The sequence below is a fragment of the Veillonella rodentium genome (assembly GCF_900187285.1).
GTDB classification, from domain to species: domain Bacteria; phylum Bacillota; class Negativicutes; order Veillonellales; family Veillonellaceae; genus Veillonella; species Veillonella rodentium.
In genome coordinates, this window is the sequence record NZ_LT906470.1 from 107,501 (window position 1) to 122,675 (window position 15,175).

The following is a 15,175-nucleotide window of genomic DNA, read 5'->3' on the forward strand; positions in this document are numbered from 1 at the left end:
GGACGAACCGCTGGTGTACCAATTATCCTGCCAAGGGTACAGTTGGGTAGCTACGTTCGGGACGGATAAACGCTGAAAGCATCTAAGCGTGAAACCAGCCTTGAGATGAGGTTTCTCATAGCGTAAGCTAGTAAGATCCCATGTAGACGACATGGTAGATAGGCCAGGTGTGGAAGAGCCGTGAGGCTTGGAGCTGACTGGTACTAATCGATCGAGGGCTTTACTTAAGCAGCGTAAAACACAATTAAGCAGAAATGTGCAATAAATATATATGACTTCTATGTGGTTTTCAGAGTACAAACTCTGACAGATTCAGTGGCGATAGCTATGAGGATCCACCTGTTCCCATCCCGAACACAGTAGTTAAGCTCATAAACGCCGAAAGTACTTGGCTGGAGACGGCCCGGGAGGATAGGAAGTCGCTGATTGAAGTAAAGGCACACCTGAGGGTGTGTCTTTTTTTTGTGTACATGACTTCCTTCTTCTCAGTGGTCCGATAAGCGGGACACTTGACATATAGAAGAAAATAGATATAATAATATATGAATAATTACTCATATATCGTTGAGTTTACGGGTCATATATGATTATGAGGTGATAGAATGACTCCTATAAGAACAATTGAACAAATTATTAAAGCTCCGGATATTCACTGGGTTGGAACTGGCTTCAGAGTACGCCAGTATTTCCCGAACGGTGATACATCACCTATGCTTGATCGTATGTCACCGTTCCTGCTGTTAGACTATAATGAACCATATTATTTTCAGGGCGGGCCTTTTAAAACCGGTGTAAATCCACATCCTCATAAGGGGTTTGAAACTGTTACATTCTGTTTCTCCGGCTCTATAGCGCACAAAGATACAGCCGGTAATACCGGTATCATTAATTCCGGTGATGTTCAATGGATGACTGCTGCACGTGGTATTCTTCACGAAGAATTTCATGAAACGGAATATGCAAAACGTGGTCGTTTATTCCATGCGTTACAACTTTGGATTAATCTTCCTGAACGATATAAAAATGATAATCCTAGCTATCAATATCTTTCAGCTGATATGATGGGATATTATCAATCTCTTGATGAAACAATCGAAGCTACGGTATATACCGGTACTTTCAGACATATTACAGGACCCGGTAAATCTTATACGCCAATGAATATTTATAAATTAAAATTACGACCTGATTCATCCATTTCTATTTCTGAACAGGCGACTTGGAACACGGGTTTTCTTGTGCTGTCCGGTTCGGGCTCCACTAATGGTGAAAGCTATACTACTGCAGATTTTGTTCTCTTTAATAATGATGGGGACTGCTTTGAAGTGGAAGCCGGTGATGAAGGTCTTGAACTCTTTGTTCTTTCCGGTGAACCAATTAATGAACCCGTCGTAAAACATGGGCCATTTGTGATGACCGACAGCACTGAACTTCTTCTAGCCTTTGGTGAATATAAACAGGGTAAATTCGGTCGGGAAGAAGATCTGATGTAAGGTTTCCCCCATATCTTTCAAAAGAAAGGTGTTACGACGGCTTATTTACCGACTTGTACGCGAGGTGAAACGGAAAGAATCATAGTTTATAAATATAGTCGATTCATGATACTTTTACAGTAACGACGTATGATAAGTATCGGAGTTCATAGAATGCAAATTTGTGTATTAAAATTAAGATAGTTAATCTTATTTATACAGATATTCATCATAGTTTTATACAAATATACATAACAGTTGTATCGGTATTTTATTATACATGCATCGATATATTGTTTTTATCGGTGATTTTTTATTATTGTGATTATTACGGTATGTAAAGAGAGGTTGAGAGTATGAAGAAGTTAACGGCTACGGCTATGTCTGTTGTGATGGCGGCGACGTTTGCGCCCGCAGTTATGCAGACGGCACCTGTTGTTGCGGCGTCCAATGCGGTGCAGACATTGGCGGGCGGCGCTGTTGCTATGGCGTATGTGAGCACAGCACTTAACAGAATGGATAATTCTCCGGAAGGTCAGAAAGAGAGTCTGGCGCGTGCTAAACAGCAAACCGGTTATTTGGAGGATAGTGCGGCACAAGAGCGTGTACAACGCATCATGAAGACTTTGGAGGCGACGCCTAGCGTGAAGCGTTCCTATGTGGTGTATGCGAACCCGAGTGAAGAATTCAACGCCTTTGCTACGATCGGTCGCGTTATGTCCGTCAATAAAGGGGCTCTCGACACACTTGACGACGATCAGCTGGCGTATGTTATGGCCCATGAAATCGCGCACGGCGAGCATAAGGATATCATCAACGGCGTAAAAAAACAGGTCGGTTTATCCACGGCTGTGGGTATTGCGGCCGGCGGTGGTGAAAGTGCGGCTATTTTATCTAATTTAGCGGGCAACTATTTGCAGAATCAGGTCTTTACAATGGGACAGGAAAAGGCGGCCGATGAATTAGGCTTCAAGATTATCAGCGAGTCACCGTATAATGTAGGCGGTTCAGCCGGTGCGATGGCGGTATTGCGCAATAAATACGGCGATCATTACCGTGAAGGGCTTTCACAGGTCATTGCGCCTAATAATCATCCTAAGACGAGCGACCGCGTAAATAATAACATCAGTCGTATGTATACATATTCCGGCAATCATGTAAATGTTTCGAACGGAACTGTTTATGTAAATGGAGATAATATTTATACACCGGCTAACAGCGGCCGTTATTCCGGCGAGGAACGGGCATACTATATGGCGGGGAAATTGGCTCGCCTGTATCATGATAATCAGGTCGGTCAGGGGTCCGCATCGTATAGCGGCGACACCGTTACCGTAGCGGGGCAATCCATCGTGACGACACCGGATTCCGATGTGGCGCTACAGGTGGCGACAAATCTTAATAATGCCTTTGCAAAACCGGCGGGCAAGGCGGTTACCGCCAAGAAACCTGTTAAGGTGAAAGCCGATAAAAAGAATGACGTTAAAAAGGCGGAGGTTAAGCAGAAGGATATAAAACAGAAAAATCTGAAGCAGAAGTCGGTAAAGCAAAAAGATACAACACGTGATGATTCCAGAAGAGGTAGTATAGATCGATAATCTAGATACGGATACACCGATAAATTGAATGCGCATAAAATAGATCGATAATCTAAATATAAATATACTGATGAATTAAATGCGGATAAATTATAAGCCAGATACGATTATATAAATTCATCTGATTTTAGCTAGTAAGCTTGAGTAGTTAGTTGATACAAATCAATTATGAATTAGAATCATTATGCTATAATATTGATTCATGTTTGCTCGTTTTTTATAAATACAGCTGTATTTATCGCTATCAGTACTATATAGAATATGAAAGTCGCAACCTTATTACGTCGACTTTACAGGAGGAATGCCTATTTTAGGGCATTCCTCTTTTTTTGTAAAAGTTAGCCTTTTGTAATTGTGGTTTTTCTGTTTCTATTTTTCCTACAAGAAACAACTGAAATTGATATACGTATAAGGGGTATAGGTTTATTGTACAGGCCTTTATTTTGTGTGATAATAACGGTGATTACAGACTAATCTAGATTTTCCGATGAAGGTTTATATGGATTTTTATATAAGAATTACTTAGATTTTTCTATTAAGAAATATTTAAGCTGTCTTATTACATGTTATTCGGATTTTCCAAATTTGGCTGTCTGCAGTAGATAAGTTCTTGTGGAGTCAGTAATAAAGCATATCTATTGCATGGATATGCTTTTTGTTATATCTAAAATGAACTATCTTACTGGTGTATAAAGTAATCTGATTTGTTAACAGTTTTTTTGATTAATGTGGTTAAATGCATGGAGGCTATTATGGAATATGCAATTCATTTATTTAATGCCGGCGGGGCCGTTATGTATCCTTTGGCTTTGTTTATGGTAGCGGCTTGGACAATTCTGTTTGAGCGCATACGCACCTATAGAAAGATCAACGATGAACTGAAGGCGCTGCATGCTTGCATTGATCAGGCTCAGACGGAAAAGAATTGGGACGTACTACAGCAGGCTATCGATAATGATCGACAGGAGTTATCTGTATTTATGGCACCTATTATTGACTCGGTTTATAATCTTGAAGGTTTGGAGAACCGCTTACAAGATGTGGTGGCTTATATGGATGCTCGTTTAAAACGTGGATTAAACTGGCTTAATATGATGGTTACGATGGCGCCTTTATTGGGGTTGTTAGGTACCGTAGTCGGCATGATTCGTTCCTTTGCGGCTGTGGGCGGTGATATCGGGGCGCCTACGGTCATTACCGGCGGTGTATCGGAGGCGTTGATTGCCACCGCGACGGGCTTATCCGTGGCGATTGTGGCGTTGGCTTTTTACAGTTGGTGTTCCGATAAGGTAAACACGAATATTTCTGTATTGGAACAAAATTTGGGATCTATTTTGGATATCTTTAACAGGAGTCATATGAAATGAAACGCAGTTCGATAGGTATACAAAAAGAACCGTCCATTATGATCATCCCTATGATTGATATTGTTTTTTTCCTCCTCGTGTTCTTCATGATGAGCACTTTGTATATGAATACGGAGGAGCAAATACCGTTGAATTTGCCTAAAGCATCATCATCGACGGCCAAGACGATTGAACCGGTTACCATTTCTCTCACAGCGACGCACAAGATGTATATTAATGAACGGGAAATTGTGCCTGCACAATTGGGGGCGGAAATTCAACAGCTGGTGTCAAAGGAGCCGCAACAGGCATTCGTCGTTCGCGCTTCAGAGGATGTGCCGTATAAAGATGTGATAGGAATCCTGGATAACCTCAAGTTGAGCGGCGCTAAATATGTCAGCGTTGCTACGGAACGGAAGTGATTCTATGCTGAATAAACGCTATAGAATTCCGTTGGCTGCAGCGATTGTGGTAAACCTCCTGTATTGGGGGTGGGTTGGCGATTGGGCACAGCATTTGAAAGATTTCAGCCATACTCATAAGGACCTGGTTGTTGATTTGGACATGAGTCAATATGAGGAGCCGGAAAAGAAGCAGGCTGAAAAGAAGGAAACACCATTGCCGACAGACCATGGCCCGGCCGGCGGCAAATCGGGTGCTGTACTGCCTGATTTATCCGGAAAGCCTGCACCGGGGCCGAAAGATCGTAATCCCTATTTAGGCGGTAACGAACCGGCACCGGTTAATGTAAATGGTAATATCAACGCACCGGTAGGAAACCCGGGGCAACATAATCAGCCCGGACCGGGTATAAGTCGCACTAAGGGGCATGGAGGCTTTGAAGATGAGGGAAAAGGTCCTTCCTATGGTCCTCCGGGACCGGATTCTCAACCGGGTAAAGGTACGTTTAATACGGCTGAATATATGAAACGAGTTAGAGAGAATACGGTTATGCCTGATCAGGCTATTAGAAGGGGTATAACCGGTACTGTAACATTTAAGGTTGTTTTTGATTCCAACGGCAATTTCGATTCTGCAGAGATAATTAATAGTAGTGGATCAAGTCTTTTGGATAAAGCGGGATATGCCTTAGTGTCGAGCCAAGGGGGGATAGAAAATTCAACAGGAGAATCTATCTCTATTGAAGTAGATGTGGTGTATAAGTTCAAATAATGTATTTGGGGATATAAGATTATGTGTATATTAAGGTGTGTATAGGGAGGTATAATCATGTATAATACCCGTAGAAAGGCATTATGTGTAAGTATTTTAGCGGTATTATTAGAGATTCAGGTCGGTGTGGCGGCTGATATTTCGGAGCAGGATGTCAAGGAGGTTCATACGGTAAATGTCACGGCTAACCGTACGGAGCAGCTTGATTTGGATACGCCGGCGGCTACGAGCGTAATCACGCATGAGGATTTGAAGAATAGCGGTGCTAAAAATGCATTTGATGCTGTTACCGATATACCCGGTGTTACGTCGTTTTCCTATGGTGCATCCGGCTTTGAATACGGGGCAATGGATAGTCGTACTAATATCCGCGGTCTTGAAAGAGGTGCTTTAATTCTCGTTAATGGAGTGCCTGTAAATCTTAACGGTAAAGGGGGTCTTAGTTCCATCCCTGTAGCATCTATCGATCATATTGAGGTGGTAAAAGGTGCGGCATCTGTATTATATGGTTCTGAAGCATTGGGCGGTGTTGTGAACGTTATTACGAAATCGCCTGATAAGGAGGGGGGCAGCGTTTCCGTCGGCATCGGTAATATGGGTAGTAAAAGTTATAATGTTTCCTATGGTACACCAAAGTTTTTTGTCGCTGTAGATCGTAATTATTTCGGCCGTCAAGATCCGTCAACACCGGTTCGCTCTGATATAGGACTTCGTAAGAAGGGGTATGAATACTATACGGCTCGTGAAAAGGGGAATACATTAGGCCTATTCTTCAGCGGCAAGTTATCTGATCATTGGACGTTAAATTACAGTCGTTCCGAGTCAAAATCCGCATTTACTCAACTTAGTACGGAGAGCAATACGATAAAGCGTGCAAAGCATTCCACGACATATAAATATAAAGACGATAAGAATATAGCATCATTGATATATAAAAATGGAACCACGACGGGCACAATCTTTTATAATGATCGGGATTTGAGCGGATGGAATCGCGTTCATAGCAGTCATATTTATAAGCCTAGCGACAGCGAATATATTGCTCGTCAATATGGCATTGATATTCAACATGAATGGAACTTTAGAGGCGGTAAGGATTATTTAATCGCCGGTATATTGGGAAAACGGGAGACATATAAGACGGAGTCCGGGCCTGTTTATGCAAATCCTCATCGTAGCAGTTATGCTGTTTATGGCAGTTATTCTTATCAGATAAATCCGAAGTGGACAACTATTTTAGGCCTTCGCTATACGGATATTAAGGATCCTGTAAAAGATCAACATGTACTTACGCCTCAATTCCAGATGCTTCACTCTATCAATAAGGAGTCCTCTCTTTATGTAAATGTGGGGAAAGCATTTACTATGCCTAATTTGGGCGACACTTTTAAACGGGTAAGTAATCAATTTCATTCCGTAAGTGGTCGGAATTTGAAGCCTGAAGAGGGTTGGAATTATGAATTAGGGTATAAACATATTTCCAAGAAAGATAGTTGGAAAATAGCTCTATTCTATATGGACTTTAAAAATTTCTTCGCATGGAAGCCTGATACAGATGGCAGGATGACAATTCGTGTCAATGGAGGACGTTACCGTAATGCAGGTATAGAAGCCGAATATGGGCGATTATTATCCGATCGATTGAAGTTTAATGTTGGTGTATCCTATTCGAATCCGAAACAGATGGAAATCGATCAGTCTTATTGGAAGCAAGCTAATCCGAAATTACAATTTACCGGTGGATTGCATTATACGAGTCCTACGTGGCTTGCAGGCACATCCTTTAATTTTGTGACGAAACGCATGAAAAACCGGGATGGCGGCATCAACCCTAATCTCGTGGCGTGGAATGCGTATGTAGGGTATCAATTTAATGAATCCTCATCGCTACGCATTGATGCGCGAAATATTCTTAACCGTCATAATGTTATTTCCAATGGAGATTGGGAATACTGGGATGAACCTTTCAACTATCAGATTACTTATACTCAAAAATTCTAATGTATCAATATTCTACATTAGAAGGCATATTGATATTGTTTAGATGCATAGTTTTAAGCCGTTCATAGACTTTCATAAGGAGTGACATCATGAAATATAAGAGATGGTATTATATTTTAAGTTTGATATTTCTCCTTTGTTGTTGCCTTACTGGATGCGGTCCGAGCGTAGAACCCGGAAATACCGTATATAATAGAACTGTAAAAAGTGCGGACGGTGCTATGGTGGCTGTACCGGATCATCCAAAACGCATTATAGCCTTGTCTTCAGCATATAATACGATTTTACTTGGCCTCGTAGATACGGATCGTTTTGCCGGTATCAGTTCTTTGTCAACGTATGAACAGTACTCGATGGAGGCGGAAAAGGCGAAACAGGTTAAGACTCGAATGCGCTCCTATTCATTAGAGCGCATCATCGCATTACATCCGGATTTGGTAATTGCCCCTGAATATATAACAAGTGATGTCATTGAAGGCCTACGGCATGTGGGGATCCCTACGGTCGTCGTTAATACAGGAAAAACGGTGGATGAAGTGATTCACAATGTACAGGATATTTCTGAAATCGTTAATGAAGCTGAGATCGGACGGGAACATGTGGATACAATTCATAAGCAAATTGCTGAGCTTGACAGACTGGGAAAGACTATCCCTTTGAATGAACGTCGTCGCGTTTTATTTGTCTCCTCCATGGATGGATATACGGGAACGGGCAGTTTATTTGATGATATGTGCCGCTATATGAGCATTTATAATGCACCGTCTGCGGCTGGATATGCGCCTCATACATCGTTTACGGATGAACGGGTCATAGAGATGAATCCGGACTATATTTTTATTCCTTCTTATAAGGGCATGGATAAAGGCTTGTCAGATAGATTTTTGAATACACCGGCCTTCCAATCGTTGACGGCGATGAAAAATAATCAAGTTCAGTCTTTGCCCGCTTCATATTTATATGCGTCAAATCAACATATCGGGGAAGCGATGCTTTCTATTATGTATATTGTGTATCCCCAATTAGAAAGGAAGTCTCATGAATAAACGGCATCAAGGATATACGGCGGCAGCCTTAATCGGAGCCGCATTAGGTATATGTGTCATCTTGGCCCTGCATGTAGGCACGATTATGATACCCGTCGGCGGCGGTCTGCAGAGTATCCTGCACGGAATCGGGATTCCGATCTCATTTGCGGAGCCTATCAGTGCGGAGCAGGAGTCAGTGTTGTGGTTTATTCGCATGCCGCGTCTCATGATCGGCTTATTGGTCGGTGCCGCATTGGCCTTAGCCGGTGCCGTCATGCAGGGGGTATTTTCGAATCCTTTGGCGGATCCCGGCATCATGGGTGTTTCCGCAGGGGCCTCACTGGGGGCCGTTATCGCCATCGCATTGGGGATGACTTCACTTGGCATGTTCTATATGCCTTTATTCGCTTTTGTAGGCGCCTTTGTGTCCGTGGGAATTACGATTATGCTGACATGGCGCAATAATCGCCTCGATACGACGACCTTACTGCTCGCCGGCGTAGCGGTCAGCATGCTGCTGGGGGCTTTCACATCGGGCATATTGACGATGATTAACGAATATCGCCTCAGAGAATTTCTGTTCTGGATGGTGGGCGGCCTCGATTTCAGACGTTGGGACCATGTCCTGCTCGCAGTGGGACCGATTATGGTCGGCAGCGTCATTCTTATGATGCTGGGCCGCCATCTGAACGTGCTCGTTCTGGGCGATACGGAGGCCCGTGCATTGGGGTTGCCCGTGATGCTGTACAGGATTTTATTTCTGTTCCTGGCGTCGCTCATTACGGCGACCGCCGTATGCGTGAGCGGTTCCATCGGCTTTGTGGGCCTTGTGGTACCGCATATCGTGAGACTGCTGGTCGGGCCCGATCATCGCATATTGCTGCCTATGTCCGCCGTGGGCGGAGCGCTGTTTCTGGTATTCTGTGATACCTTGGGCCGCGTCGTGGCACAGCCGGTGGAAATCCGTGTCGGCATCATGACGGCATTGCTCGGGGCGCCGTATTTCCTATATTTACTGCATCGTTTGCGCCGTAAGGGAGGGGTATGATGAAACTGGATGTTCAGAACGTATCTGTCTCGTTAGGGGGCCGTACGATTGTGAAAGACGCGTCTCTCGGCGTGCAGGCGGGGGAATTTGTAGGCATCATCGGGCCTAACGGTTCCGGTAAAACGACGATGATGAAAGCCTTGCGCGGTTTGTATCCCCTTGAGAAAGGACACATTCTATGGGACGGGGACGATCTGTCGTCCATGAAAGAAAAGGAAATCGCCCGCCGGGTAGCGTATATGCAGCAGTCCGTAGACGTTTCCTTCGGTTACGAAGCGCAGGATATCGTGATGACCGCCCGTTATCCGTATTTGAAATGGTGGCAGCAGGAGGGCGTTGACGATCACCGCATTGTGGAAGAGGCGATGAAGGAAACCGGTGTATGGCATTTGAGAGAACGCTCCATTCAATCGTTGAGCGGCGGTGAGCGACAGCGCGTATTTTTTGCGAAGGTCTTGGCGCAACAGACGGAAGTGCTGCTCCTCGATGAACCGACGGCGGCGCTCGATCTTGTCTATGCGGATGACATTTTCTATCAGGGGCGCAGGTTCTGTGAGCAGGGGAAAACGATTTTAATCGTCGTTCATGATTTGGAACTGGCCGCAAAATACTGTACGAAACTGGTACTTATTTCGGGCGGTGAAATTATGGCGACCGGAAATCCTCGCGATGTGTTGACGGCGGATCATCTGCACAGCGCCTTTCACCTTTCGTCGGCCGTATACGATGACCCGTATTTCAAGCAGCAGCGCATTTACATATTTCCTAAAGGGACGACGGATATTACGCCGTACCGGCGCAGTACGGAGATAGATGAATCCATGTCTATATTTATAGAAAGGACAACATTATGAATGAAATAATAATCACGGATGGCGCACCGCGCCAGAGATGCGACAGAATTCAGGACGTAACGCCTATATCTGTAGAAAGGACTGCGCTATGAAAGACATGGGTATGAAATCCATCGGCATAAAACAAACATGGAGTATATTCGGTATTATTTTTATGCTGATGTTTCTGCTATGCGGGTGCGGTCCGGAGCAAAGTAATCAGCAGAATACAGGGGCTTTCACCATGACGGATGCGAGGGGTACCGCGGTCAACATATCGGAACGGCCGCAGCGCATCGTGCCGATCGGTGTCAGTACGGAGGATATCGTGTTGTCCATGGTGACACCGGACAGAGTGGCGGCCATAGGAACGTTGCCTAACAATGTGCCCGATGCATCGAGTCATGTCAAGGGGCGCGTGAAATCCAGCAGCGAATCCCTGTTATCGGTCAAACCGGACCTGGTCATCATGCCAGACTGGGTATCGCCGGAGAATATAAACGAAATACGAGGTATGAATATACCTTTATACGTATATAAAACGCCGGGAACGGTGAAAGAGGCAAAAGAGGTGATGGGTGAGATTGCCAAGGTACTGAAAGCATCCGATAATTCCCTGATTGCAGCCATGGATAAGGATCTGGCCGAAATCGACGGCATTGTAACATCTCATGCAGATGGAGCGCAACCGGTAGCCGTACTCTACACGAGATTGGGTGTGACCGGCGGCAAAGGCTCCACCTTTGATGATATGTGCGGGTATATGCATGTCAAAAATGGTGCCGCTGCAATCGGTTTGGGCCTCACGGATAACGGAACGAGGGAGGATTTGATACGGATCAATCCGGATGTGATAATCATTCCTTCGGAGGCTTATAATCAGGACCAATATTCTGAGGTGAATATGGATCAGCTATACTCGGATCCCGCGTTGCAGGGGGTGAAAGCGATTCAGAATCATCGAGTGTATACGGTGGATGCGCGCATGCTCATGAGTTATTCTCAGTTCATGACGAAGGCGATGCTCGATATGACGCGTTATATTTACAATGTACAGTGATGTATACCCGACGATGTATATATATCGATTCGGTTGCATATTTTTGGTGTGTGTTTAGTAATGTGGAGGTTATGATGAAAGCATTTAAACATCAGAAATTAGCCGCTTACGTGGCGATGATCTTAGTCAGCGGCTGTATGTTTACGGTTCCCGGGGTGCAAGGTGAGGAACCTGATGACGTGAAAGAGACTCATACTGTTGTCGTTACGGCGACGAGAAGCGAGCAGGAGCTTTCAAAAGTACCTGCCAGCGTAGCGGTTGTCAGCGGAGACGATGTGAGAGAACGTCATGCGACGAATATGAATGAAGCGTTGCGCATAGCGCCGGGCGTGGATATCAATACATACGGCGGCGGTGTAGGGTATACGAATTCCAATGTGTTCCGTATCAACGGATCCAATCAGGTTCTATATATGGTGGATGGCATCAACATGAATGCGGCCGGAGTTAATCCGCCGATGACGATTCTTAAAAACATGGAAGGCATAGAACGCATTGAAGTATTGCGCGGGGCGGCGTCCACATTGTACGGGTCCGGTGCTGTAGGCGGCGTCGTTAACGTAATTACCGCGAAGCCTGAGCAGGGCGTCAGAACAAAGGCCCGTATCATGGGCGGCAGCTATGATCTGGAGCAGTACGCGTTGATGAATGAAGGTCGTCAGGATAGATGGTACTGGCGTTTAGGTTATGAAAAGGACATCATCGGAAGTTATAAGGATGCCCATCATGTGCGTATTCCGCAACATGGAAACGGTCATAACATGTCTTTTATGATCGGTAATGAAATCGATAAGAATAATGATGTGCGCATTTCTTATGATACATATCGCGGCGATGTGATGTATTCCAATCATTTGGGGCAGTTGAATCAACTCAGATACGGCCATGAAGCCAATGACTCCCTTCGCGCCGTATGGAACAGCAAGATCAACGATAAGTGGAGTCATCAGTTATATGGCATGAATAATCACTATAAAACGATTTATGACGGATACACGACGGACGTAAAAACACGTGCTGTCGGGGATCAGGTGACATTCCGCAGCAAGGATCATACCGTTATAGGTGGCTTTGACTGGCGTCAGGACAAGGTCCTCAACATGAACGGTGTCAAGTTGACGAACAGTTCGTACTACGTGCAGGATGCCTGGAAATTCGCGCCTAAATGGACGTTGACACCGGGCGTTCGCGTGGACCATCATTCCGCATTCGGAACGCATACGTCGCCACATGTATCCTTAGGGTATGATGTGAATGAGCGCACCAATGTGTATGTAGCGTATAATGAATATTTCTTGGCACCGGCTCCGTATCAGTTGTTTGACGGGTATAACGGTAATCGGAACTTGAAACCTGAAAGCGGTCGTGAATGGGATCTCGGTGTACATCATAAGTTCGGACGTACGTGGAACGGAAATCTTAACTTCTTCACGCGCCGCACGAAGGATAAGATCGGTTGGGTTATGACGGATCCGGCGACTTTTACAGGCCAATATCGCAATTTTGATACGGAACGGGCCCATGGCGTATCGGTAGATTTACGCAAGCAGTTGACGAATCATCTGTCCGCTCGCGTCGGCTATACCTATACGCACATTGATGCGACTCCGACACGACGTGCCAATGTGGACGGATACGTGCCGAAACATGCGGTCAATGCGGGTCTCGACTATAATGATGCCAAGTGGGACGCTCATCTTGATATTCGCGGGAATATTGACCGTCCGGGCACCGGGGCGAATGCATTCCCTAAATCGACGTACTGGATTACGGATCTCAGCGCCAACTATCGCGTCAATGACAATATAACCGTATTCGGGCGCGTGAATAATCTCTTCAACACGTACTATGCGGAACAGTCCAATGTCCGTTATGGTAACCCCGGCGACTGGTGGACCGGTCAAGGTCGCAACTTCAGAGTCGGCATGGAGGTTACGTTCTGATCCATTTATCAGACGCCGTTCAGAGGCCGTAATGTCACATAAGGCGGCATTGTGAAAGTTTGATATACTTCACTATATAGCGTCGTACAGGGCCGTGGCGCATAGGGGATGAGCATTGGTATCATAAATCATTCAGAAAAGGTTGTTAGTATAGTCCTTGCAAAAGAGAGAGCCTTGTCTGCGAGCAGAAAAGTGTAGATTTTATCACCTTAAAGCACTATAATATATGATATATGTGTTGCTACTTGTATGATCAGAGGCGTAAATTGTATTAAAGAGGAGTTGGATTGTACTATGACGGAACAACCAATCTTATCCCCTTATATGATGGCTCGCAAGCCGTCAGGGATTCGACTAGGACAAATTAAATTTTTAGAGCGTAAGAACCCGCCGATTCTGGTGAACGGTTCCATCGGCAATGTTATGCGTCCTATGCATCCCGCCATGCAGCGTCGTTTATTTAATCTGGGCGGACCGGACAGTCCGTTTCAATCGGGTATTGTTCCGTATGTGCCGACGACGGGAACCGAGGAATGCCGGGAAGCGTTCCTTCATATTCTGCGCAGTCAGGGCTTTGATACGACGGGACTTGATGTGCTTGTTACGGATGGGGCATCGATGGCGATGGAAATCATCATGCTCGGTGTCTGCGGCGGTGCCGGAGAAGAGGAACGCCCTCTGTTGATGTTCAATCCGTCTTATACAAATTATGATGCGGTAGGCCATCGCATCGGACGTAAAACGGTTACCGTTGAGCGCGAACTCAATGAAGAAGGCGAATTTGAACTGCCGTCCGTAGAAACGGTGGAGCAGCGCATCATAGAAACGAAACCGGGTGCACTGCTCATCATTCCTTACGATAATCCTACGGGACAGCTGTTCAGCAAGGAAACCCTTATCGAATATACGAAGTTATGTGTTAAGCATAATTTGTGGATCATCTCCGATGAGGCGTATCGTGAACTGGCTTATGAAAAAGGCAAGGAAACATCGAGTATCTGGGCGTTAACCGATAAGGACGTGCCGGGCATTGAAGGCCGCCGAATCAGCCTTGAAACGGCCAGCAAGGTATGGAATGCGTGCGGACTGCGCATAGGGGCCATCATTACGGATAACAAGATGTGCTATGAAAAGTCCGTTGCCGAATATACGGCGAATTTGAGTGCCAATACATTGGGGCAATATATCTTCGGTGCACTGGCTCATGAGTCGCATGCACAGCTGCACAACTGGTATGAACAACAGCGGGATTACTACCGTAAGATGATTTTTGAGCTCCATAAAGGCTTCAAAGAGGTGGAACCGAACTTTATCGTGTCCAGACCGCAAGCGTCCATTTACTTCGTCATCGACGTGCGGAATGAAGCGAAACCGGGCTTTGACGGCGTAGAGTTTGCGTCCTGGTGCGCCGAACACGGTGCGGTCAGCCTGGATGACGGCAAGGAATATACATTGCTCATGGCGCCGCTGAACGGCTTCTACAGCGGTCGCGGCAAGGAAGACAATCCGGGCAGAACACAGCTTCGCGTGTCGTTCTGTGAAGATCCGGAACTGTTGCGCTTGGCACCGGAATTGTTATCTAAACTGTTCAGAGCCTATGAGGCACAACGGACGGAATAATCATATTGAAAATAAAAGTGCTCTACGTTTACAACACTCGTAAACGTAGAGCA

General features: G+C 45.4%; 12 protein-coding genes and 2 rRNA genes (1 of these 14 only partly in view). All 14 read left to right on the top strand.

Translation table 11 applies throughout. The annotated features are described in order from the left end of the window. A 23S ribosomal RNA gene (locus CKV62_RS00290) occupies window positions 1–227 on the top strand; it begins 2,708 nt to the left of the window's first position. Window positions 228–311: 84 nt separating this feature from the next. After that, window positions 312–428 (top strand): 5S ribosomal RNA (gene rrf / locus CKV62_RS00295). 174 nt (window positions 429–602) lie between these two features. Beyond that, window positions 603–1,493, top strand: coding sequence for a pirin family protein (locus tag CKV62_RS00300; RefSeq protein ID WP_095064707.1), 891 nt, complete (start codon window positions 603–605; stop codon window positions 1,491–1,493). A gap of 398 nt (window positions 1,494–1,891) precedes the next feature. Next, the gene (locus tag CKV62_RS00305) at window positions 1,892–3,070 is read left to right on the top strand and encodes a M48 family metallopeptidase (protein WP_197696286.1); all 1,179 of its coding nucleotides are present in this window, start codon (window positions 1,892–1,894) and stop codon (window positions 3,068–3,070) included. A gap of 752 nt (window positions 3,071–3,822) precedes the next feature. Then, the gene (locus CKV62_RS00310) at window positions 3,823–4,437 is read left to right on the top strand and encodes a MotA/TolQ/ExbB proton channel family protein (protein WP_095064711.1); all 615 of its coding nucleotides are present in this window, start codon (window positions 3,823–3,825) and stop codon (window positions 4,435–4,437) included. Beyond that, window positions 4,434–4,838, top strand: coding sequence for an ExbD/TolR family protein (locus CKV62_RS00315; protein ID WP_095064713.1), 405 nt, complete (start codon window positions 4,434–4,436; stop codon window positions 4,836–4,838). Before CKV62_RS00310 ends, CKV62_RS00315 begins: the two co-directional genes overlap by 4 nt. Before the next feature lie 4 nt (window positions 4,839–4,842). Further along, window positions 4,843–5,589, top strand: coding sequence for an energy transducer TonB (locus CKV62_RS00320; RefSeq protein ID WP_095064715.1), 747 nt, complete (start codon window positions 4,843–4,845; stop codon window positions 5,587–5,589). A 57-nt stretch (window positions 5,590–5,646) separates the two neighbouring features. After that, a complete protein-coding gene (locus CKV62_RS00325; protein WP_095064717.1) occupies window positions 5,647–7,590 on the top strand; it encodes a TonB-dependent receptor plug domain-containing protein in 1,944 nt (647 codons plus the stop codon). Window positions 7,591–7,679: 89 nt separating this feature from the next. Next, window positions 7,680–8,636 carry an ABC transporter substrate-binding protein gene (locus CKV62_RS00330; protein WP_095064719.1) on the top strand — a complete coding sequence of 319 codons (957 nt, stop codon included), beginning with the start codon at window positions 7,680–7,682 and terminating at the stop codon, window positions 8,634–8,636. Next, window positions 8,629–9,666, top strand: coding sequence for a FecCD family ABC transporter permease (locus CKV62_RS00335; protein ID WP_095064721.1), 1,038 nt, complete (start codon window positions 8,629–8,631; stop codon window positions 9,664–9,666). The genes CKV62_RS00330 and CKV62_RS00335 overlap by 8 nt, the downstream gene beginning before the upstream one ends. Next, the gene (locus CKV62_RS00340; protein ID WP_095064723.1) at window positions 9,666–10,520 is read left to right on the top strand and encodes an ABC transporter ATP-binding protein; all 855 of its coding nucleotides are present in this window, start codon (window positions 9,666–9,668) and stop codon (window positions 10,518–10,520) included. The genes CKV62_RS00335 and CKV62_RS00340 overlap by 1 nt, the downstream gene beginning before the upstream one ends. A 37-nt stretch (window positions 10,521–10,557) precedes the next feature. Further along, window positions 10,558–11,559 carry an ABC transporter substrate-binding protein gene (locus CKV62_RS00345; protein WP_231968335.1) on the top strand — a complete coding sequence of 334 codons (1,002 nt, stop codon included), beginning with the start codon at window positions 10,558–10,560 and terminating at the stop codon, window positions 11,557–11,559. 74 nt (window positions 11,560–11,633) lie between these two features. Continuing rightward, a complete protein-coding gene (locus CKV62_RS00350; RefSeq protein WP_095064725.1) occupies window positions 11,634–13,502 on the top strand; it encodes a TonB-dependent receptor plug domain-containing protein in 1,869 nt (622 codons plus the stop codon). Between the two features lie 294 nt (window positions 13,503–13,796). Then, on the top strand, window positions 13,797–15,122 hold the full coding sequence (locus CKV62_RS00355) for a pyridoxal phosphate-dependent aminotransferase (protein WP_095064727.1): 1,326 nt from the start codon (window positions 13,797–13,799) through the stop codon (window positions 15,120–15,122). Window positions 15,123–15,175 lie beyond the last annotated feature (53 nt).